The sequence below is a fragment of the Rhizobacter sp. LjRoot28 genome (assembly GCF_964253025.1).
Lineage (GTDB): Bacteria > Pseudomonadota > Gammaproteobacteria > Burkholderiales > Burkholderiaceae_C > Rhizobacter.
The window spans coordinates 4,441,693-4,462,113 of record NZ_CAXUQC020000001.1 but is presented as its reverse complement, the minus strand read 5'-3'; the positions used below and the strand labels follow the sequence as shown (position 1 = coordinate 4,462,113).

At 70.6% G+C, this 20,421-nt stretch carries 17 protein-coding genes; 6 read left to right on the top strand and 11 right to left on the bottom strand.

Annotation, left to right across the window (positions count from 1 at the left end; translation table 11 throughout):
• Position 1: 1 nt before the first annotated feature.
• On the bottom strand, positions 2 to 1,513 hold the full coding sequence (locus ACSQ2F_RS20475; RefSeq protein ID WP_436026086.1) for a sugar ABC transporter ATP-binding protein: 1,512 nt from the start codon (positions 1,511 to 1,513) through the stop codon (positions 2 to 4).
• A 13-nt stretch (positions 1,514 to 1,526) separates the two neighbouring features.
• On the bottom strand, positions 1,527 to 2,468 hold the full coding sequence (locus ACSQ2F_RS20470; protein WP_436026085.1) for a substrate-binding domain-containing protein: 942 nt from the start codon (positions 2,466 to 2,468) through the stop codon (positions 1,527 to 1,529).
• Between the two features lie 175 nt (positions 2,469 to 2,643).
• Here ACSQ2F_RS20470 and ACSQ2F_RS20465 point away from each other — a divergent pair, with 175 nt between their 5' ends.
• From ACSQ2F_RS20465 to ACSQ2F_RS20450, 4 genes are all read left to right on the top strand, one after another.
• Positions 2,644 to 3,636, top strand: coding sequence for a LacI family DNA-binding transcriptional regulator (locus tag ACSQ2F_RS20465; protein ID WP_436026084.1), 993 nt, complete (start codon positions 2,644 to 2,646; stop codon positions 3,634 to 3,636).
• Positions 3,637 to 3,737: 101 nt separating this feature from the next.
• On the top strand, positions 3,738 to 4,955 hold the full coding sequence (locus ACSQ2F_RS20460; RefSeq protein WP_436026083.1) for an FAD-dependent oxidoreductase: 1,218 nt from the start codon (positions 3,738 to 3,740) through the stop codon (positions 4,953 to 4,955).
• A gap of 110 nt (positions 4,956 to 5,065) precedes the next feature.
• Positions 5,066 to 5,758 carry a glutathione S-transferase family protein gene (locus ACSQ2F_RS20455; RefSeq protein ID WP_436026082.1) on the top strand — a complete coding sequence of 231 codons (693 nt, stop codon included), beginning with the start codon at positions 5,066 to 5,068 and terminating at the stop codon, positions 5,756 to 5,758.
• A gap of 337 nt (positions 5,759 to 6,095) precedes the next feature.
• A complete protein-coding gene (locus ACSQ2F_RS20450) occupies positions 6,096 to 9,011 on the top strand; it encodes a di-heme oxidoredictase family protein (RefSeq protein WP_436026081.1) in 2,916 nt (971 codons plus the stop codon).
• 195 nt (positions 9,012 to 9,206) lie between these two features.
• Here the strand turns inward: ACSQ2F_RS20450 and rarD are convergent, their stop codons facing one another.
• Complete coding sequence (gene rarD / locus ACSQ2F_RS20445) at positions 9,207 to 10,130, bottom strand: EamA family transporter RarD (protein WP_436026080.1); 924 nt, start codon at positions 10,128 to 10,130, stop codon at positions 9,207 to 9,209.
• Between the two features lie 152 nt (positions 10,131 to 10,282).
• Positions 10,283 to 10,972, bottom strand: a complete 690-nt coding sequence (locus ACSQ2F_RS20440; RefSeq protein WP_436026079.1) for a hypothetical protein — start codon at positions 10,970 to 10,972, stop codon at positions 10,283 to 10,285.
• A gap of 227 nt (positions 10,973 to 11,199) precedes the next feature.
• Between ACSQ2F_RS20440 and ACSQ2F_RS20435 the strand changes: the two genes are divergently transcribed.
• Positions 11,200 to 13,854: a membrane-bound PQQ-dependent dehydrogenase, glucose/quinate/shikimate family gene (locus tag ACSQ2F_RS20435; protein ID WP_436026078.1), complete on the top strand. Its 2,655-nt coding sequence runs from the start codon at positions 11,200 to 11,202 to the stop codon at positions 13,852 to 13,854.
• 67 nt (positions 13,855 to 13,921) lie between these two features.
• Positions 13,922 to 14,626, top strand: a complete 705-nt coding sequence (locus ACSQ2F_RS20430; protein ID WP_436026077.1) for a PRC-barrel domain-containing protein — start codon at positions 13,922 to 13,924, stop codon at positions 14,624 to 14,626.
• A 105-nt stretch (positions 14,627 to 14,731) separates the two neighbouring features.
• Here the strand turns inward: ACSQ2F_RS20430 and ACSQ2F_RS20425 are convergent, their stop codons facing one another.
• The 7 genes from ACSQ2F_RS20425 to mdcC all read right to left on the bottom strand — a co-directional run bounded on the left by ACSQ2F_RS20425 (position 14,732) and on the right by mdcC (position 20,414).
• Entirely contained in the window at positions 14,732 to 15,832 is a 1,101-nt protein-coding gene (locus ACSQ2F_RS20425; RefSeq protein ID WP_436026076.1) for an ABC transporter substrate-binding protein, read from the bottom strand.
• Between the two features lie 212 nt (positions 15,833 to 16,044).
• Positions 16,045 to 16,950, bottom strand: coding sequence for an ACP S-malonyltransferase (locus tag ACSQ2F_RS20420; RefSeq protein ID WP_436026075.1), 906 nt, complete (start codon positions 16,948 to 16,950; stop codon positions 16,045 to 16,047).
• Entirely contained in the window at positions 16,947 to 17,810 is an 864-nt protein-coding gene (mdcB, locus tag ACSQ2F_RS20415; RefSeq protein WP_436026889.1) for a triphosphoribosyl-dephospho-CoA synthase MdcB, read from the bottom strand. The genes ACSQ2F_RS20420 and mdcB overlap by 4 nt, the downstream gene beginning before the upstream one ends.
• A complete protein-coding gene (gene mdcG, locus ACSQ2F_RS20410) occupies positions 17,810 to 18,478 on the bottom strand; it encodes a malonate decarboxylase holo-[acyl-carrier-protein] synthase (protein ID WP_436026074.1) in 669 nt (222 codons plus the stop codon). The genes mdcB and mdcG overlap by 1 nt, the downstream gene beginning before the upstream one ends.
• A gap of 17 nt (positions 18,479 to 18,495) precedes the next feature.
• Positions 18,496 to 19,197 (bottom strand): biotin-independent malonate decarboxylase subunit gamma, encoded by a 702-nt coding sequence (locus ACSQ2F_RS20405; protein ID WP_436026073.1) that lies wholly within the window; start codon positions 19,195 to 19,197, stop codon positions 18,496 to 18,498.
• 12 nt (positions 19,198 to 19,209) lie between these two features.
• On the bottom strand, positions 19,210 to 20,100 hold the full coding sequence (locus ACSQ2F_RS20400; protein WP_436026072.1) for a biotin-independent malonate decarboxylase subunit beta: 891 nt from the start codon (positions 20,098 to 20,100) through the stop codon (positions 19,210 to 19,212).
• Positions 20,097 to 20,414, bottom strand: a complete 318-nt coding sequence (gene mdcC / locus ACSQ2F_RS20395; RefSeq protein WP_436026071.1) for a malonate decarboxylase acyl carrier protein — start codon at positions 20,412 to 20,414, stop codon at positions 20,097 to 20,099. The genes ACSQ2F_RS20400 and mdcC overlap by 4 nt, the downstream gene beginning before the upstream one ends.
• Between the last annotated feature and the right edge of the window lie 7 nt (positions 20,415 to 20,421).

Genomic DNA, 20,421 nt, shown 5'->3' with positions numbered 1-20,421 from the left:
GTCAGGGCGTGGTCGCCACGCCCGTCGCGAGGCGCAGCACGGCGTCCTCACTGAGCTGTGCATTGGTGAGTTCCGCCGCGATGCGTCCGCGGAAGAAGACGAGCACCCGGTCGCACACCTGCTGCAGCTCGGTCACCTCGGCGCTCGACACGAGCACTGCCTTGCCTTGCTGCGCCAGGTCTCGGATCAGCGGATGGATCTCGGCCTTGGCGCCCACGTCGATGCCCTGGGTGGGGTTGTCCAGCACCAGCACGGGTGCCCCGGTGGCGAGCCACTTGGCCAGGATGACCTTCTGCTGGTTGCCGCCCGACAGGTGAGTGATGGGTGCGTCGAGCCGGTGCACCCGAACGCCGAGGCGATCGCAGTCGGCGCGCGCGCGTTTGCCTTCGGCGCGCGGGTCGATCACGCCCCAGCGCGACACCGCGCCCAGCGCACTGATCGACTGGTTCTGCTGGACCGACAGGTCCTTCAGGATGCTGTTCTCCTTGCGGTTGCGCGGCACGAGGCCCAGCCCCTGGCGCAAGGCGGCACGCGGCGAGCGCGGCGTGCGGTCATGCCCCGCGATGCGGACTTCGCCGGCGCGCGGCGCGACATGGCCGCACAGCGCGTCGATGAGTTCGGCCCGGCCGTCACCGGCCAGGCCGGTGAGCCCCACCACCTCGCCGGAGCGAACTTCGAAATCGACACCGTGAACGCCCGGCGCCTGCAACCCCTCGACGGCCAGCAGTGCCGCACCCAGGGCACACGGGCTCGGTGTGGACCGCGCGGCAAGCGCGCTGCCGACCATGGCGTCGGCGAGGCGGTGTTCGTCGGTCGCCTGCACCTCGCCGCGCGCCACCACCCGGCCGTCGCGCAGCACGGTGTAGCGGTCGCAGACCTGCATCACCTCCCGCAGCTTGTGCGAGATGTAGATGAGGCTCACGCCCTCATCGCGCAGCTGGCGCATGCAGGCGAAGAGACGGGCCACCTCGTGTTCGGCCAGGGCGGTGGTGGGTTCGTCCATGATCACCACGCGGGCGTCGAACAGCAGCGCCCGGGCGATCTCGACGAACTGCTTGTGGGCGGCGTCGAGCGCGCCGACGCGCATGTCGGGGGCGAGGGACACGCCCAGGCGCTGAAGCACCTCGCCGGCGCGTCGTCGCATCGCGCTCGCGCGCCGCACGCCGGCCACGTGCCACTCGCGGCCGAGGAACAGGTTCTCCCACACCGACAGGTCGTTGACGAGGTTGAGTTCCTGATGGATGAACGCGATGCCCAGGCGCTGCGCGGCCCGGGGGGAACCGGGCGGCAAGGCAACGCCATCGACCGCCACTGAACCGCGTGCCGGCGTCACCACGCCGCCCAGCACGTTCATCAAGGTCGACTTGCCGGCGCCGTTCTCACCCAGCAGCGCGTGCACCTCGCCGGGTGCCAGCGCCAGGTCCACGCCATGCAGCACCTGGACACGGCCGAACGCCACCGCGATGTCACGCAGGTCCAGCCGGAGGGACGGGGTGGCGGCTCGCGCGTCCACGGCTGGCCCGCTCTCAGTAGTTGGCCTTGGCGTCGTAGAACGTCGCGACGTTCTCGACCGTGATGCCGGTGGCCGGGATGGTGATGTCCTTGCTGGCCGGGGCCTTGCCGCGAGCCACGTCCACCGCGACCTTGACCGCGTCCTTCACCATCAGCGGCGAGTAGACGAAGGTGGCCTTCATCAGCGGGTCCTTGTCGGCGATGAGCTTGTAGACCGCCTTGTTGCCGCCCGCGCCGGTGACGACCTTGATGTCGGTGCGCTTGGCTTCGCGGATGGCTTGGCGAACGCCCAGCGCCATCTCGTCGTCGTGGGTGTAGACGGCGTCGATCTTCGGGTGCTGCTGCAGCAGGTTCTGCATCACGTTGAGCGACTTCTCGCGCTGGAAGTCGCCGGCCTGGCTCGCGATGACCTTGAGGTTGGGGAAGTCCTTGGCGATCGCGTCGCGGAAGCCCTGCGAACGCTGCGTCGTCACGCTGGCCGGCACGCCGATGATCTCCACCACGTTGCCGCTGCCGCCCAGCGCACGGCCGATGTAGGCGGCGGCATTGGCGCCGATGCCGACGTTGTCACCCTTGATGAGTGCCGCGTAGTCGGCGGTCTTCACCTCGCGGTCCACGATGATGAGCGGAATGTTGGCCGCCTTGAGCTTGCCTGCCGCGCGGGTCATCGCATCGGTTTCGATGGGCAGCATCACGACCGCGTTCACCTTCTTGGCGATCAGGTCCTCGACGTCGTTGGTCTGCTTGTTGGGGTCGGCCGCGGTCGTCATGACGTGGCGCACGCCGCTCGCCTTGGCCTGGTCCTGCGCATTCTTGATGACCGCGCCCATCCAGCCGTGGGTGGCCGACGGGAACGACATGCCGATGGTGACCTCCTGTGCCTGCACCGTGGGCAGGCCGGTGAGCCCCGCGAGCACGACGAGGGCGGAGGCAAGGGAAATGTGGCGTCGCTGCATGGTCTTCGTTCCTCGGTTCGGGACGGATGGGAGGTGCGCCGCGAACCGGACGGTGCCACCTCAGGAGCCTGGAGCGTGAGGGTAAGCGCTTTCCCGCCGGATCTGAAATCCGGGTTATCACCAGCCTGCTTATCCGCGCGGCTCAGCGTGCGAACCGTGGGAAAATGTTTTCCCAATGAAGAAGCCGCCTTCCATCAACGCCGTCGCCGAGCGGGCCGGCGTCTCCATCGCCACCGTGTCACGTGTGCTGAACGACAGCAAGCCGGTCGGGCGCGAAACGCGTGAACGCGTCGAAGCGGCGGTGGCGGAGCTCGGGTTCCGTGCCAGTGCTTTCGGCCGCAACCTGGCACGCGCCCGGAGCAACCTGCTGCTCGTGCTCGTCCCCGACGTGGCGAACCCGTTCTATGCGCAGATCGTGCAGGGCGTCGAGTCGATCGCACGACAGCGCGGCTACAAGATCATCCTCGCCGACACCGCGGGCGACCCGCTGCCTCACACGATCGGCCTCGACGCCGTGCATGACCGCCTGGCCGATGGCGTGATCAGCCTGGCCCATGTGGACGAAAGCGCGCCCGTGCAGGAGGCACTGCGGCGCGTGCCATGGGTGGCGTGTTCGGAGTACATCCCCGACTCGGGCATTCCGTATGTCAGCATCGATCACCGCCAGGCCGCCGTCGATGCCGTGCAGTACCTGCTCAATCGCGGGCACCGGCGCATTGCGCTCATAGCCGCGGACGAGACCTTTCGTTGGGCGCGTCAGCGCCATGAGGGCTATGCGGAGGCGCTGGCGCGCGCCGGCGTGACGATCGACCCCGCCCTCGTGCGCATCGTGCCCGGTACCGACTTCGCGCTCGGGGCCCAGGAGGCCGGGGCCCTGCTCAGTCTCCAATCGCCGCCCACCGCCGTGTTCGCCGTGTCGGACACCCTGGCCATCGGCGCCATCAAGGCGTTGCGGCGGGCGGGCCGCCGCGTGCCGGACGACATCGCCGTCGTCGGGTTCGACAACATCCCGCTGTCGGAGGTGTTCGAACCGAGCCTGACCACCATCGGCCAACCCATGCGTGAACTGGGCGCCGCCGCGACCGAGATGCTGCTCGAGCGCCTGGGCGGCACCACGCCCGCCGCACGCACCCTGCCCCACACGCTGCTGGTCCGGGAATCGGCGTAGCGGCCTGCAGCGGACGGCCGGCCTGACCCGGTCCGGCCACCCTCTTCCCGTCGGGGCCAAGCGCAGCGGCGTAGGGTCTCGCGTTCAGCGAGGAGGCTTCAATGCGTGAGACCCGATGCTGCATCGTCGGCGGTGGCCCCGCCGGCATGATGCTCGGCTACCTGCTGGCCCGGGCCGGCGTGCCGACAACCGTGCTCGAGAAGCACGCCGACTTCCTGCGCGACTTCCGCGGGGACACCGTGCACCCGTCCACCTTGCGGGTGCTCGACGAGGCGGGCTTGCTCGACCGCTTCCTGCAGCGCCCGCACGACCGCTTGCACACCCTGGACGGCTGGTTCGGCGGCGAACGGGTGCGGGTCGCCGACTTCTCCGGGCTGCCCGCGCGCATCGCCTTCATCGCGATGATGCCGCAGTGGCACTTCCTCGACTTCCTCGCCGACGAGGCGAGCCGCCTGCCTCACTTCACGCTGCGGCGGCAGACCACCGTCGACGGCCTGCTCCACGACGGCGCGGGGCGGGTGGCCGGCGTGTCGGGGGTCGCGCGTTCCGCTGAAGGAACACTGCGGACGTTCGAACTTCACGCCGACTGCACCATCGCCTGCGACGGCCGCCACTCCGCCGTTCGAGAAGCCGCCGGCCTGGTGTCGGAGGACGTCGGCGCGCCCATCGACGTGCTGTGGTTCCGGGTGGGCCGCGACCCGGCGGACACCGACCGCAGCCTGGCGCGGGTCGTGCCCGGCCGCTTCCTGGTGACCATTGCGCGGGGCGACTACTGGCAGTGCGCCTTCGTCATTCCGAAAGGCGGCGCCGAGCCGTTGCAGGCCGGGCCCATCGACGCCTTCCGTGCCCAGGTCGCCGAGGCCGCGCCCTTTCTCGCGCCCCGGCTCTCCGACGTGGCCACCTGGGACGACGTGAAGTTGCTCAGCGTGCGGGTCGACCGCCTGCGCCAGTGGTCGGCGGACGGGCTGCTGTGCATCGGCGATGCGGCGCATGCCATGTCGCCGGTCGGTGGCGTCGGCATCAACCTCGCCATCCAGGACGCCGTGGCCACCGCCCGCCTGCTCGGCCCGGTCCTGCGCGCCGGCCGGCCGTCCCCTGCCGACCTCGATGCCGTGCGCCGCCGGCGTCTCTGGCCGACGCGCGCGACCCAGGCCCTGCAGGTCGGCATCCAGAACCGGGTGCTGGTGCCGGCCATGGCGGGCGGCGGGCCGATGGCGGTGCCCGTGCCGGTGCGCCTGCTGGGCCGGGTGCCGCTGTTGCAGCGGACGTTCGCTCGGGTGCTGGGACTGGGGATGCGGCCAGAGCACCTGACCGCCTGAGCAACGCCGGCCGGTCGACGGGAGACCTTGCCGGCGGGCTGAGGCAGTTCGGTTGACAAGGGCCGATGATCTCTCGATGCTCTTCGGTCCTGACCGCGGTCCGTCCTGCCATGACCACCACCCTCACCCTCCACTACCACCCGCTTTCCTCCTACTGCCACAAGGTGCTCATCGCCTTGGACGAGCTGGGCGTCGAGGTGGACAAGCGCATGCTCAACCTCGGCGACGCCGACGAGCGGGCCGCGTTCGTCGACCTGTGGCCCACCGGCAAGATTCCCTTGCTGGTGGATGCCGGTCGGCCGGTGCCGGAGACGAGCATCATGATCGAGCATGTCCAACGGCACCACGCAACGCCGGGCCGGCGCCTGATTCCCGAGGACCCGGAGCACGCACTGCAGGTGCGCCTGTGGGACCGCCTGTTCGACCAGTACGTGATGACACCCATGCAGGCGCTGACCGCCGACCTGCTGCGGCCCGCGGCGCAGCGCGACGAACTTGGCGTGGCCCATGCGCGCGCGGCCCTTGCGAGCGCGTACGTCTGGATCGACCGGCAGCTCGCGACGCGTCGCTGGAGCACCGGCGATGACTTCACCATGGCCGATTGCGCGGCGGCCCCGGCCTTGTTCTACGCCTTCGCCTACGTGCCGCCGGCAGCCGACGTGCCGCACCTGACCGCCTACTTCGATCGCCTGGTGGACCGGCCCGCCGTGGCTCGCACCATCGACCAAGCACGCCCGTGGTTCAAGTACTTTCCGGGGCGTGCCGGACTGGCCCGGCGGTTCCACGATCCGGCGCTGGGCTGAGGCGGCCACATCGCCGTGCTCGCGCCGGCGCTTCGCTGCGCCAGCTCACGACCTGCCTCACCACGTCGCGTCATTCGGCCGGTGGCCCCGAGCCACGGACTGTCGATGACGAGCCGACGAATGTCACTCTTGTAACGGCAAGCGTCCCGGCGGACAGGTTCCGCGACGCTGGTGGCATCCCTGCCCACCATGGTATGGAACCGATTTCAGTTGTGTGCACGGGATTGGCACCAATCGTGCAATTGCGCACGGGTTAGCGGCAGGTTTCCGGAACGGGCGAGAGGTTCCGGGGCGACGCGTCCGCACCCCACCAGAACGATCACGAGAGGTCTCGACCATGAATCCCCGCACCTTGAGGGACGCTTCACCCCAGCGCCCCGCTCTCGCCCTGACATCCCTGTTCCTCGCGGCGGCCCTGGCCGCCTGTGGCGGCGGCGACAAGGGCAACGAGTCCGCCAGCGGCGCCCCCATGCCGCCGACAGCCGGCGAACCCACGCTCGAGGTGCCCTCGCCGGCCCCCGCGCCCGCGCTGCCCGAAGGCAACGCGCCGGTGGCCACGCCCTCGTTGCCGCCGACGATGCAACTACCCGGGGACACCGCCCTGGGCACCGCCGGCGTGCTGGTCAAGCCCGTGACCGCGACCGCTTCGTCCTCGGCCAACCAAGGCAGCAATGCCGCGAAGGCGATCGATGGCGTGGCGACCTCGCGCTGGGAAAGCGAGCAGACGAACGACCAGTGGATCCAGTTCGACTTCGGCGCGCCCACGGCGCTCGGCTACATGAAGCTCGTGTGGGAGAACGCCTTCGGCAAGGAGTACGCGCTGGAGGCATCGAACGACGGCAGCACGTGGTACCAGCTGCGCTACGTCACCGGCGCCAAGGGCGGCACCGACGAGTTCTTCAACCTCAACGCCAACGTGCGCCACATCCGGATGCGCGGTGTGGCACGCGGCACGCAGTACGGCTACTCGCTGTTCGAGGTGGAATTCAAGTCACCTGGCAACGACAACTCGCTGCCCCTGCTCGCGACCTCGGCCGAACGGTTCCCGCCGGCGGGCGCGCCCCTGCCCGAGGCGCCCGCGGTGAAGCCCCCGCTGGAGATGGTGCAATTCACCCTGCCCGACGGTACGCTCGTCACCCGCTTCGGCATGGTGGGCCGCTCGCGCCACGCGCGCGAACGCGGCGAGGACTGGAACGAGATCGGCTTCGGCCCGAACGAAACGGTCGACGCGGCCGGCAAGCCGCTCGACAAGGGCCCGGGTGCCCACCTCAACTTCGTCGCCAACTACTTCAAGAACCGCACCTGGGGTGTGGAGTTCATCGACAACAGCAAGGTCGCGGGTGTCACCAAGCCCAAGCTGATCGTTAACCAGTACTTCCAGCAAGCGCAGCGCGGCGGTGGTCATGCGTTCGTGCGCCGCTTCGACAGCACCGGCGTCACCGGCTTCGGCTGGATGAGCCCGGGCGACCTGCTCGACGACTCGACCTACTCGTCCGGCGTGGCCTCCTGCCCGGTGGTGCCCAAGCCGCCCGAAGGAGCCCTGCGCATGCCCACGAGCGGCTACGCCAACGTGATCGGCGCCAACGACGGCTGCAGCGTGGTGTTCGACGACTACCCGGCGCACAGCGCCATCGCCCCCGACGCGAACGGCGTGCTGGTGCCGACCGGCGTGCGGGTGGACTCCCGCGTGCTGAAGGTGGGTGATCCGATCGAGTTCACGAGCTCGTTCTTCTCCACCCGCGCGGCGATGGATGCCGTGGGCGACTCCGGCGCCGTGCGCTACTACACCAACGAACTCACCTACGTGGTGGGCTCGGGCCTGCGCCCTTGGTACGGCGTGCAGCCGCGCCTGATGAACGCCCCGCTGCCGACCGAAACCCTGCAGGGCGGCATCGGTTCGGTGTCGTACGACTACGCCGACAACGCGCAGTACATCTTCCAGCAGCCGCACAACCACATCGGCATGCAGAACATGCAGCGCTTCGTGGAGGGCCGCCGCTGGCTGCACACCAACCTCGCTACGGGTGACCACACGGAAGCCGGCAACGACCGCAACGACGACGCCATCGGTCTGCAAGGCCCGCGCTTCAACCAGTCGTCCTGCTTCGGTTGCCACATTAACAACGGCCGCGGCGTCGCGCCGGCGGTGGTGAACCAGAAGCTCGACACCATGGCCGTGCGCACCGCGGCCCTGGACGCCGGCGGCAAGCAGATCCCGCATCCGACCTATGGCCTGGGCGTGCAGATGAACGCCCGCTCCGCGGCGACCGGCAAGGCGCAGGACTGGGGCATGGCCGTGCGCGTGGCCGGCTTCGAGACCAGGACCGTGACGTTGGCCGACGGCTCGACCGTGCAGCTTCGCAAACCGCAGGTGTCCTTCGACGGACCCACGCCCGCCGCCTACTCGCTGCGCAGCGCGCAACCGATGATCGGCATGGGCCTGCTGGAGGCCATTCCCGACACCGAGATCCTGTCGCGCGTGCGCAGCACGCCGGATGCGGACGGGGTGAAGGGCGTCGCCAACTACGGCTACGACCCCGAGACCGGTACCGTGAAGCTCGGCCGCTACGGCTGGAAGGCCTCCAAGACCAGCCTGCGGCACCAGTCCGCTGCCGCCGCGCTGCTCGACATGTCCGTCACGTCGCCGGTGTTCCCGAGCCGCGACTGCCTGGCCGGGCCCACCCAATGCGCCAGCGGCAAGGTGGAGAAGGGCTTGTCGGAAGAGGCGCTCACGCTCATCACCCGCTACCTCCGCCTGCTCGCCGTGCCGGCGCAGCGCAGCCTGACGAGCGGCTTCCCGAAGGGGGTCTCGCCCATTTCCTACCTTGACGTCAACCCGGCCCAGGTGGCCGCCGGCGCCAAGGTCTTCGACACCCTGCGTTGCACCGCCTGCCACGTGGCGTCGATGCAGACGGGCGAAGGGTCGGAGATGGCGGAGAACCGCAAGCAGACCATCAAGCCCTACACCGACCTGCTGCTCCACGACATGGGCGCGGGCCTCGCCGACAACCTCGTCGAGGGCCAGGCCACGGGCTCGATGTGGCGCACGCCGGCCCTGTGGGGCCTGGGGTACACGCAACGGGTGGCGGCCAGCAAGAACGTGCCGGTGGGCTACCTGCACGACAGCCGCGCCCGCACCGTCACCGAAGCCATCCTGTGGCACGACGGCGAAGGCGCCGCGAGCCGCAAGCGCTTCGAGCAGTTGTCGAAGGCGGACCGCGAAGCCTTGCTCGCCTTCCTCGAGTCGCTCTGAGGGTGGCCCGGCGCCCTTGAGGCTCAAGGGGCCGGTCCCGCCGGCCCGGTGGCGCCGGTCCGCCATTGGTGAACGTGTCCGCTCCACTGGGGCGGACACCTTCAGATCCGCGATGGTGGCGCTGCGGACCCTGGACGACGCGTGGCAGCACGCGTCGCTCCGTCGAGCGTCGAGCGCTTCGTTCGACCGAGGCTGCTAGCTGGTCCTGGCCCGTGCGAGGTGCAGCGCCCCATCCAGCACCAGCAGCACCACGGCGCTCCAGATCGGGACGTAGGTGAGCCACTCGTCCGGCTGCACCCGTTCGCCCAGGAGCAGCGACACCCCCAGCATGAGCACGGGCTCGACATAGCCGAGCAACCCGAACAGGCTGAAGGACAGCAAGCGGCTGGAGACGGTGTACGTCATGAAGGCCGCGGCACTGATCACGGCCAGCAGCGGCACCAGGGCGAACAGGCGCGGCGCCTCGCCGAAGGCCTGCGCGATCGCCCCGCGCTCGACGACGCACCACAGCGCCACCGGCAGGGTGAACGCCATGTCGAACCACAGCCCGCCGAGGTGATCGGTGCGCAGCTTGCGCCGCAGCACGAAGTACGCCGGCAAGCCCAGCGCCACCAGCAGCGCCTGCCAGGAGGGCATGCCGATGCGGACCACCTCGTGCGCGACGCCGAACGCGGCGGCACAGGCGGCCGCCGTCTGCAGGGGCGACGGGCGATCGCCATAGAGCAGACGACCGGTGACCAGCATCGCGAGCGGCAGCAGGAAGTACCCGAGCGAGACTTGCAGCGCCGCGCCGTTGATCGGCGCCCACAGGAACAGCCACAGCTGCACCCCGAGCAGCGCACTGCTGGCCATGAGGGCGAACAGCAGCGAGGGCTTGTGGCGCACACGCCGGGCGATGTCGACGACGCGGGACCAGTGGCCCGTCGCCATCAGAAACACCGTCACGCACGGCAAGGTCAGCAGCATGCGCCATCCGAAGATCTCGGTGCCGGTCAGCGGGCGCAGCAGCGTGGCGTAGAAGTAAAGCGAGGCGAAGAGCGTGGTGGCGGTGACCGAGAGGGCGACACCCCGAGCGGTACCCGCGGGCGGGCGATGCGCCGCGTCGACTGGGACTGACATCGGCAGATTGTCTCAGCAGCTCGCCGCATCGTCTGCGCGAAGTCATCGCACCGCGCTGCCGGGTCGTTCGGGACGCCGTCGGAGCTCGCTTCCAGGCCGTTGCCAGCGCGCGCCCGCTCGGTCGGACGGCGGCTCGACCCGCCGCCTGCTCCTCAGAAGGCCAGCGTGACGGTGAGCGCCGCGCTGCGGGCGCGGGCCGCGGAAAAGTCGCGGCTCCAGGCGATGCCCGCCGTGACCCGATCATGGGCGTTCCAGCGCAGACCGACTGCGGCCCAAGGAGCGTCCGATCCCACACCGAACGCCTCGGCGGTGACGTCGATGGCCTCGTTCAGGGACTGCTCCGCGGCCACCGCCCACGACAGCCGTGTGGTGCTGTCCGACCGATCGTGGCTGACGCCGAGATTGCCATGCAGGGTGGCGCCCGCCCCGACAGGCCGGCTGACCACGCCAGTCACCAACACGCCGTGCGCCTTGGGCGGCACGCCGGGCGCCTGATCGGCCAGCACCATCCACGCGAGCGCAATGCCCGGTGCGGTCTCGCTCGACGCTCGCAGGCTGGTCTTGCCCCCCAGGGACCACAGCCGGCTGGCGTCGGGCCCGTTCATCGCCCGGCCGACCCCGATGGCGATCTCGCTTTCCAGGCCCACGCCGCAACCCAGCGTGGATGTCCAGGCACGGCTGCGGGGGCCATCCGCCTGTCGCTCCCGGCTTGCCGAGGTCTCCCACTCACAGTCGCGCGCGGGTTTGACGTCCGAGTCGTCGGTTGCGAGGGGTTGACCCGCCTGCGCCATGAGCGGCAAGACGAGCAGTGCCGCCGCCAAGGGGAATGGGCGGGCCACCATGCGATGCGATCCATGACGGCGAGCGGCGAGGTGATGGCGAGGGGGGCGGATGGGATTCACGTGAACGAGTGCGAAGGGCTGTCTGCGCTTCTTCGTTCGCAACGCGGGATTCTTGAGCGACGTGCCGCCCGCCCTGTGCGACTTGCCCGCAAATCGACTCGACAGGACGTCGGCATGAGGCTTGCCCCCCGTGACGTGTCATACCGACGCTGGCAAGGGGAGCTCTCATGAACGCCGTACCTCGATCGAGTCGCCTGCTCAAGGCGCTTGCGCTCGTCATCGTGCTGATGGGCCTCGCGCTCGTCGTCGCGGGCGCGTGGCTGGCGGCGCTGGGAGGTTCCGTGTACTACGTGGCGGCCGGGCTCGTGCTGCTCGCGGTGGCCTGGATGACCTGGACCGCCCGGGCCGGCGCGCTGTGGCTGTATGCCGCGTTCGTGGCGGCGACGCTCGCCTGGTCGCTTTGGGAGGTCGGCCTGTCCTGGTGGGGCCTGGCCGCGCGGGGCGACGTCTTCGTCGTGCTCGGCGTGTTGATGGTGACGCCCTGGGTGGCGCGCCGGCTCGGAGCCGAGCCGCGTTCGCAGGCCAGGAGCCTGACCGTGGGGCAGGGCCGGCGCTGGCGTGGTGGCCGCGCCGCACTGGGTGGCGTGCTGGTCGCCTACCTCGGGGTCGCCGTGGCCTCCTGGGTCATCGATCCGTTCGCAACCCAGGGCACGCTGCCGCCGGCACGTGGCACTGCCGCGGTGGCCGGTGCCTCGGTTCCTCAAGGCGAGTGGCATGCCTACGGCCGCACGGGCCACGGGCAGCGCTACGCGCCGCTCGACCAGATCACGCCGCAGAACGTGCAGCAACTCGAAGTGGCCTGGCACTACCGCACGGGCGACCTGCGCGGCCAGCCAGGTGATCCCAAGGAAACCACGTTCGAGGTGGCGCCCCTGAAGGTGGGCGACCGCCTGTACCTCTGCACGCCGCACCAGTTCGTCGTGGCGCTCGATGCCACCACCGGGCAGGAAGTGTGGCGATTCGATCCGAAGATCCGCTCAGGGCTCGCCTTGCAGCACCTGACCTGCCGAGGGCTCTCGTACTGGTCGCGCGACGGCAACTCAGCGGCCGCGGCGGCGGCCTCCCCCCCGGCCGCTTCGGCGCCCTGGGCCGAGCCGGCGGCAGCGGCGAGCCCGGTCCCATCGGCCTCTGCCGCGTCCGGGACGGCATCGGCCCGTGCCTCGCAACTGGCTTCGGGCCAGGCGCCGGTGGCATCGACATCGCTCGGCCCGCCGACGCACGGCGCCTCCGCCCCGGACGCCGTGTACCCGACCGCGCCCGATCTGCCGGTGGCCGCGCAGGACGGCCCGACGGTGGCCGACTGCCCGCGCAAGCTCTTCATGCCGACCGCCGACGGCCGGGTGATCGCCCTGGACCCGCAGACCGGTGCGGTGTGTGCAGGCTTCGGTGGCGGCACCGGGCAGATCAACCTGTGGCGCGGCATGCCGAACGTGCGGCTGGGTGGCTACTACTCGACGTCGCCGGTGGTGGTCACGCAGCGCGTGCTCGTGGTCGGGGGCACGGTGCTGGACAACGTCTCCACCGAGGAGCCCTCGGGCGTGGTGCGTGGCTTCGACGTCGAGACCGGCGAGCTGCTGTGGAACTGGGACGCCGGTCGGCCCGACGACACCGCGCCCCTGAAGCCGGGCCAGACCTACACCGCAAGCACGCCCAACGTGTGGTCCATCATGAGCGTGGACGAGGCGCTCGGCATGGTCTATGTGCCGGTGGGCAACCAGCCGCCCGACCAGTGGGGCGCCCGCCGCAGCCCGGAGGCGGAGCGGGTGTCATCATCGGTCGTCGCGCTGGACGTGGCCACGGGCCGCATGCGATGGGTGTTCCAGACGGTCCACCACGACCTCTGGGACTACGACGTGCCCTCGCAGCCGACGTTGGTCGACCTCACCATCGCCGGCGCGACCGTGCCAGCGCTCGTGCAACCGACGAAGCAAGGCGAACTCTTCGTGCTCGACCGGCGGGACGGCCGGCCGATCCACCCGGTGACGGAGGTGCCCGCACCGGGCGGTGCGGTGCAGGGCGATCGCACCGCGCCGACGCAACCGGTGTCGGGGGTGTCGTTCAACCCGCCGCCACTGACGGGCGCCGACATGTGGGGCGCCACGCCCTTCGATCAACTGGGCTGCCGCATCGCCTTTCACCAGCTGCGCTACGAAGGCCGCTACACCCCACCGTCCACCGAAGGCACGCTCGTCTATCCCGGCAACTTCGGCGTCTTCAACTGGGGCGGCATCGCGGTCGACCCGGTGCGGCAGATCGCGTTCACCACACCGACCTACCTTGCCTTCACCTCGCAGCTCGTGCCACGGCCCGACGACACGTCCCTCATCGTGCAGGAGGAGGAACGCCCCAGCGAAAGCCTGCCCGCGCTGAACGAGAACTTCGGCGCGCCGTACGCGGTCAAGCTGGCCGCCTTCACCTCCCCGCTCCGCATCCCCTGCCAGTCGCCGCCCTGGGGCTATGTGGCGGGCGTGGACCTCGTCACCGGCAAGATCGCCTGGCAGCACCGCAACGGCACGGTGCGTGACCTGGCGCCCGTGCCGGTGCCGTTCAGGATGGGCGTGCCCAGCCTCGGCGGACCCTTGCTGACGGCGGGCGGCGTGGCCTTCCTGTCCGGCACGCTCGACTACTACCTGCGGGCCTACGACGTGACCGACGGCACGGAGCTCTGGCGGGGGCGGCTGCCCGCGGGCGGACAGGCCACTCCGGTGAGCTATGTGGGCCGCGACGGACGGCAGTACATCGTGGTGGCCGCAGGCGGCCACGGCTCGCTCGGCACCAAGGCCGGCGACTCCGTCGTGGCCTATGCCCTGCCGGCCCGATAGCGACAAGGGCTCTCGCATGGGCGCATCATGAACCTTCCCCTCACCCGTTCACTCCAGGAGATCACGCATGCTGCTGAAAGCCAACTCGCTGATGAAGAGCCAGGTGCTCGCGAACGACGGCGAAGTGGGATCGCTCGTCGACATCTACTTCGACGACAGCCGCTGGGCCGCGCGCTACCTCGTCGTCGAGACCGGCCGCTGGATGGACCGCAAGCGGGTGCTGGTGTCACCCGCCTCGCTGCACCGTCACCGCGGCGAGATCGGCGTGGTGCATGCCGACCTCAGCCGCGAGCAGATCCGCAACTGCCCCGACGTGGACAGCGACCAGCCGGTGTCGCGCCGCTATGAGATCGCCCACGCGCGCTACTACGGGCATGCCGGCTACTGGAGCGGCTCCATGCTGTGGGGTCCGGTGGCGATGCCGAATGCGGCCGCGCCCATGCCGCTGCCGGACGACCCGATCCTGCGACCGGTCGAGGCCGATGAAGTGAGAGAGGCGATGGACGAAGCCGAGCGCACGCACCTGCGCAGCGCCAAGGAGTTGATTGGCTACAAGGTCGAGGCGAGCGACGGCGACGCCGGCGAGCTGGACGACTTCGCCATCGACGACGAGGACTGGTCGATCCCCTACCTCATCGTGGATGCCAAACCGTGGTGGCCGGGCGGCCAGGTGCTGGTCCGGCCCGTCAGCATCCAGGCTATCCACTACGACCGATCGCGGGTGCAGGTCAGCCTGACGAAGCAGGCCTTGCGCGACGCTGGCCAGGCTTGATCGCACCGCGAGACCGGGCGCCCTGGCGCTCGGTCCCGCAGGGTGTCCCGCCAGCCCATCGCGCCCCGGCAAAGGGCCATGGTCACGCTGGCGGACAGCCGCACTTCAGCGAAGGAAGCGGCCGTTCTCGCCGATGATGGACAGGTCGGCGAAGTCGAGGCCGCTGTGGTCGGCGGGGCTGTACGTCACCTCGAGGCCACCGATGTCGACCCGCTTCATGCCTTCGAGCGCATCACGCAGCTTCTGGCGCGTGGGCTTCGGGCCGGCGCGGCGCAGGCCTTCCACCAGCACCTTGGCACCGGCATAGCCTTCGAGCATGGCGGGGGTCACGTGCTGGGCGCCGTTGGCGACGGCCAGGTCATGGGCCTCCTTCACGATGGGCGCCGCGCGCGAGCGCTCGTACGGGAACACCTGCGAGACGATCAGCCCGCGCGCATTGCCCTTGAGCGACTGGATGAAGCCTTCGGAGGCGTTGTTCGACAGGGTGACGATCTGGGCGCGCGAGCCCGCCGCGCGAATGGCGCTGACGGCGTCGACCACGGCATTGCCGGAGCCGAGGATCACGACGGCCTGCGCATTCGTGGCGATCACGCGGGCGGTGATTTCGTCGAACACGGGCTTGGCGCGGTCGAACTTCTCATGGAAGACCGCCTTCTTGCCCGTGCCGCTCAGGCCGGCCTCGATGCCGAGCGCGGCGTCCGCGCCAAAGGAGTCGTCCACCTGGACCACGCCGATGCGCTCGATGCCGATGAGGCTCAAGTGCTGGATGGTGCGCTCGGCCTCGCGCTGGTACGGCGCGCGGACGTTGAACACCCAGCGATTGACCGGCTTGTGCAGGACCATCGCGCCGGTGGACGGTGCGATCAGGGGCACCTGATGCGTGTTCAGCAGCGGCAGGATCGCCTGGTTGTGCGGCGTGCCGCGGGTGAGGAACAGCGCCACCACGTTCTCGGCGGTGATGAGCTTCTGCGCGTTCTCGGCCGCAAGCTTCGGGTCGAACTTGTCGTCGAGCTTGACGAGCCGGATGGCCTCGCCATGCACGCCGCCGTTCTTGTTCACCTGGTCGATGTAGAGCTTCGCGCCCTCCGAGGTTTCGTTCACGCTGGACGCGACCGCACCGCTGAATCCGGCAGTTTGGCCGATGACGATGTCGGCCTGGGCCGCGCTGAACGCGAGGGCGAGTGAGAGTGCCAGAAGATTACGCACGAGAGCTCCAATTGGTCACGAGAGTGGCATTTATTGTTCAGGCCGTTCCGGCACCCAGGGTGGGTAAACCCTTGGCCTTGGCGCGGACGGCGTGACATCGGTACGTTCCCTGCCGATGTCGATACGCCGACAGCGGCAGATGACCGTTTTGCGACGAGCACGGCAGGCTCAACGCAACGGTTGCAGCGGGAAAGGCAAGTTCCAGGCCGAAATCACGCCTGTGAGCGCACCCAGGCCGTCACGGCCTCGACGGACCGGAAATCCTCCACGGATCGCGCCGGTACGTCGGGATGGATCCGATTCCATCCGGCAGCGAGCGCGCGGCCGGGCCCGACCTCGAGGACACAGCTCACGCGACGCGCGTGCAAGGTGTCCAGGACGTCAGACCAGCGCACGGTCGTTGCCATTTGGTCGGCCAAGGCCGCACGTGCGGACTGACCGTCAGGGAGTCGATCGCCGGTCGCGTTGCCGATCAGGGTGATGCGCGGCGCGTTGAGTTCGAGGCGCTCGAGTGTCGCCAGGAAATCGTCGGCAGCGGGCTGCATGGACGGCGTGTGCGACGGGACGCTCACTGCAAGGGGGGTGCAGCGGGCGCCCATCGCCGTGGCCTGCGGTTCGATGGCGGACAGGGCTGCAGACGGGCCGCCCAGCACCAGTGAATCCCGGTCGAGGCGAATGGCGACCGCCAGGCCGGTGCCCTCGCACAGGCGCAGCAGTTCTGCCTCGCTGATGCCGCTCACGGCCATCAGGCTTCCGGGTGACGCAGCCGCACACCGGTCCATCGCCTCGGCTCGCACTGACGCCAGGTCGAGCGCCGTCTGGGGCGAGAACGCGCCGGCTGCGGAGAAGGCGGCCAGTTCGCCGACGCTGTAGCCGGCGATGGCCGCGGGCGCCGGCAAGCGAGCGGCAAGCGCTCCCCACGCCGCCAGCCCGACGCCGGTCAGGAGCAACTGCGCGTTGCGGTTGCGCACGGCCCAGGCAGCGTCCTCGAGGGCATGCCGCCAGTCGCCGATGCCGAGCAGGGCCTGCACGCGGTCGATCAAGGGATCGGTGTCGAGCCACGGCAGCATGGCCGGATGCTGTGCGCCCTGCCCGGAGAACAGCACGGCGTAGCTCATGCCCTCACGCGCTGCAGCCAACAGGCGGCCGCCAGCATGTCGGCCGCGCCGCCGGGAGACAGGCGGCGCTCGACGAAGGTGCGACCGATGGCTTCGGCGCGCATCGCGCCGTCGGGACTCGACATCCCGCCCGCGGCGAGGAACGCTTCGGCGGATTGCCGGGCAAAGCGCAACCCCTCGCCGCCGCCGCGGTGCGCGAGGTTGGCATCGTCGAGCACCGCCATCACGTGGAAGAGCGTCTCCAGCCTCGCGTGGGCGTCGGGCAGCCCCCGACGCCTGCCGTCTTGAAGCGCGGGCCAGGCGACCTCGAACAGGACGGGAAAACCGAGCGCCGCTTCCATGGACGCACTGCGCAATCCGTGGCGCTGCGCCGCCCGGCCGCCGGGCAGCGCCGGCTGGCGCGTCGCCCGCTCGGCCAGCGCCCCGCCCCACCGCTCCCGCAGGGCGGCGCGTATGCCGGATGCATCGAGCGCGGCGCCCGTGGCGACCACGGCACCCGCGGCGGCGCAGAGCAGGCCGAGCGAGAAGACGGCGCCGCGGTGGGTGTTGATGCCGTGTGTCGCCCGCATCATGGAAGCTTCGGCGGCGAGGCCGCATTGCTCGAGCGCCGGAAAAGCCGCGCCGGCGGCGCCGAGCTGGGCGATGCGCGGGAAGTACGTGCGCAAGGCCGCGATGCTGCGGAGGAAGGTGCGGGCGTCCATGTCGTCGTGGCTGCCACAGTCGGTGAGGGTGACGAGGCCCGGCTTGGGCGTCAGGGCCAGTTCATCGTGCAGCGCCTGCGTGGCCGCGCGTCCCAGGGCGAGGGCCCTTGCCCCGGGGCGCTCCGGCCAACGCACCGGTCGGGCGATGGCCGCGCGCATCAGCACGGCTGGCTTTCGAGGAAGGGCTCCTCCACCAGCGACGCGCCCGTCAGGGTGCGGCACAGGATGGCGCGGGTCTGCCCGGCCCGCCACGCCCGCCACTCGCGCCACGCGACGGCTCGGCCATCGGGAAAGCTCAGTTCGCCGTCCAGCCGCGGCGCGATCGACTGGCCCAGTTGCCACAGCGCGGCCGACACCGCATCCGCCTGCTCGGCATCGGCAACGCGAATCCAGAGGTCGATGTCGGACTGGGTGTGGGCGTGCGGCAGGCCGGTGATGGCCTGCCAACCGCGGCTGCCGTAGACGCGGGCCGAGACGCGCAGCGGCGCGAGGGCATCGCTCAGGAGGTCCCACTCCTCGCGGTCGCTGCGGCGGCGGCCACAGACCAGGGCCTCATCGCCCACGAACGGAAACTCGGCATAGCCCGCGACGTGCTCGCGGGGGACCGTGAGGGCCAGGCGGCGTCCGCGCCAGGGCGACGGGGCCGGCAGGCCGAGCGCCACCACATCGCAGCGCTGCGCCGGCTGGCGGGTCACCACCAGGGGCAGGTCCCGGGCCATCCACAGATCGAGGCAGGCTCGGGCTTCGTCGTCCCACGAGGCATCGGCAACGCATCGCCAGCCTGCGGCCGTCAGGCGTGCCAGCTGATGCCGGTGCAGCGCGGTCACGGCGGGCTCCGACCGGTTCAGGCGGCGTCGAGCACGCGCTGGACCACGTCGGCGGCGAGGCGCCGGCCGCCACGGTCGCGGCCATCGAGCGCGCGACGGTCCTCGGTGACCGCCGTGGCCAGCGCCTCGCGCAGCGCCGCCGCGAGGTCCCCTTGCCACAAGGCGCGCACACCGCCCATGGCGACGAAGTTGTCCACCCCCGGCGCGAACACGGGGTTCGTCCGCGACAGCTCGGTCAGCATCTGCTCGGGCAGCTTGGTGACGCGCGACATCGCCGGGATGCCCATCACGCGGATCTCGGCGGCCGGCAGGGCGTCGCAGGCGTCGGCGATGAGCCCGGTGGTGATGAAGCCGCCCGAGAGCGCCTGGTCGTACACCAGCCCGAGCACCCGATGGCCGCGGCGGCGCGCCAGGTCGACGCACTGGCCGAGGTGGGCCATGGCGCGGTTGATGCCCAGCAGTTCGTCACGCCGGCGCAATTGCTGGCCACGCGTGTCGATCATCAGCAGGATGGGACGGCCCGGGTGCTGCGCCATCACGTCGAGGACGGCGCGCGCCTGCGCCAGCGCGACCCGCACGCCGATGGGCGCATGGTTCGTGGTGCCGACGATGGCGAGCGGCGCGCCGTCGAAGGTGACGGTGCCGCGCAGAAAGTCGTCGGTCAGGGTGATGCCGTCGGCACTGCCGAACAGGGCGACGGCAAGCGATTTCCAGTCCATGGGAAGGCTCCTTCAGGCGCGCGGCATGGCCAGCAGTTCGGCCACGTCGGCATCGGCCACGCGCTCGGGGGCGGACCAACCGAGGCGCGACCAGAGCGCCACGGCATCGTCGCCGTCGACCGGCTCGTCGAGCAACGCGAGACGCGCGCCGAGGAGCGCATGCTCGGCCTCCAGGCTGTCGAGCGTCACGGGGCGATGCGCATCCAGCGCGGCGATGGCCGCCGACCGGAAGGCCGCCGCGTCGTCCTCCACCAACGCGTCGCAATCGCCCACCAGCCACCGGTGCTTGCCACCGGTGGTGCGCCAGACGAGGGCGCGGTCGCGGGCATCGAATTCCTCGACGCCGTGCGAGGCCTCGATCACCTCGGGACCCGACATCGAGAGCCGGGCCAAGTCGCTCATGACGACGTGGTCGGCGCAACGCGCGACGATGCCCATGCCGCCGAAGCAACCGTTGGCGCCGCCATTGAGCACGATCACCGGAACGCCGGCGTGCCGAACATCGAGCACGGCGCGCATGACCTCCGACACCGCGATGAGGCCGGCATTGGCCTCCTGCAGGCGAACCCCGCCCGACTCGGCCAGGAGCAGCACGGCATCCGGCCGGTCGCGCAGGGCGCGCCGCAGCAGGCCGACGAGCTTGGCGCCATGCACCTCGCCCACGCCGCCGCCCATGAAGGCACCTTCCTGCGCGGCCACGAACACCGGCCGGTTGGCGAGGGTGGCCCGGCCGATCACCACGCCATCGTCGAAGGCGCACGGTGCGCCGAGCTGCGCGAGGTGGGGGCTGGTCAGGCGTTCGGCGGGGGGCAGCCACTCATGGAAGCTGCCGGCATCGAGCACGCGCGCAATGCGCTCGCGGGCCGAGCACTCGAGGTAGCTGATGGCGACGCTGGCGTTCATGGCAGCTCCCAGGCGGCCTGGTCCAGCCGCAGGTGGACCACGGCGGGCGTGGCGCCCATGTCGTTGATGGAGACGCGCACGCCGGCCAGGCCGTGGCGGTGGTGGAAGTCGGTGACCACCGCCTCCCAGATGGCGCCGAAGCCGCGGGCCGACGTGGCGACCTGCACTTCGCAATCGCCGCCGGCCGAGGGCTCGATGAGCACCTCGAGGTTGCCCGAGCCGACCACGCCGACGAGCACGGGATTGAAGGGGCCGACCGCCCGGCCGCCCGTGAACCGGTACGCCAGCGTCTCGATGCCTGGGGTGACGCTCATGCTGCGC

Excerpts from the sequence above, each read along its gene's own strand:
- rarD (WP_436026080.1), bottom strand. The coding sequence starts at position 10,130 with ATGTCAGTCCCAGTCGACGCGGCGCATCGCCCGCCCGCGGGTACCGCT.
- ACSQ2F_RS20470 (WP_436026085.1), bottom strand. The coding sequence starts at position 2,468 with ATGCAGCGACGCCACATTTCCCTTGCCTCCGCCCTCGTCGTGCTCGCG.
- ACSQ2F_RS20460 (WP_436026083.1), top strand. The coding sequence starts at position 3,738 with ATGCGTGAGACCCGATGCTGCATCGTCGGCGGTGGCCCCGCCGGCATG.
- ACSQ2F_RS20440 (WP_436026079.1), bottom strand. The coding sequence starts at position 10,972 with ATGGTGGCCCGCCCATTCCCCTTGGCGGCGGCACTGCTCGTCTTGCCG.
- ACSQ2F_RS20450 (WP_436026081.1), top strand. The coding sequence starts at position 6,096 with ATGAATCCCCGCACCTTGAGGGACGCTTCACCCCAGCGCCCCGCTCTC.
- ACSQ2F_RS20400 (WP_436026072.1), bottom strand. The coding sequence starts at position 20,100 with ATGAACGCCAGCGTCGCCATCAGCTACCTCGAGTGCTCGGCCCGCGAG.
- ACSQ2F_RS20430 (WP_436026077.1), top strand. The coding sequence starts at position 13,922 with ATGCTGCTGAAAGCCAACTCGCTGATGAAGAGCCAGGTGCTCGCGAAC.
- mdcC (WP_436026071.1), bottom strand. The coding sequence starts at position 20,414 with ATGAGCGTCACCCCAGGCATCGAGACGCTGGCGTACCGGTTCACGGGC.
- ACSQ2F_RS20420 (WP_436026075.1), bottom strand. The coding sequence starts at position 16,950 with ATGAGCTACGCCGTGCTGTTCTCCGGGCAGGGCGCACAGCATCCGGCC.
- ACSQ2F_RS20405 (WP_436026073.1), bottom strand. The coding sequence starts at position 19,197 with ATGGACTGGAAATCGCTTGCCGTCGCCCTGTTCGGCAGTGCCGACGGC.
- ACSQ2F_RS20465 (WP_436026084.1), top strand. The coding sequence starts at position 2,644 with ATGAAGAAGCCGCCTTCCATCAACGCCGTCGCCGAGCGGGCCGGCGTC.
- ACSQ2F_RS20455 (WP_436026082.1), top strand. The coding sequence starts at position 5,066 with ATGACCACCACCCTCACCCTCCACTACCACCCGCTTTCCTCCTACTGC.
- ACSQ2F_RS20435 (WP_436026078.1), top strand. The coding sequence starts at position 11,200 with ATGAACGCCGTACCTCGATCGAGTCGCCTGCTCAAGGCGCTTGCGCTC.
- mdcB (WP_436026889.1), bottom strand. The coding sequence starts at position 17,810 with ATGCGCGCGGCCATCGCCCGACCGGTGCGTTGGCCGGAGCGCCCCGGG.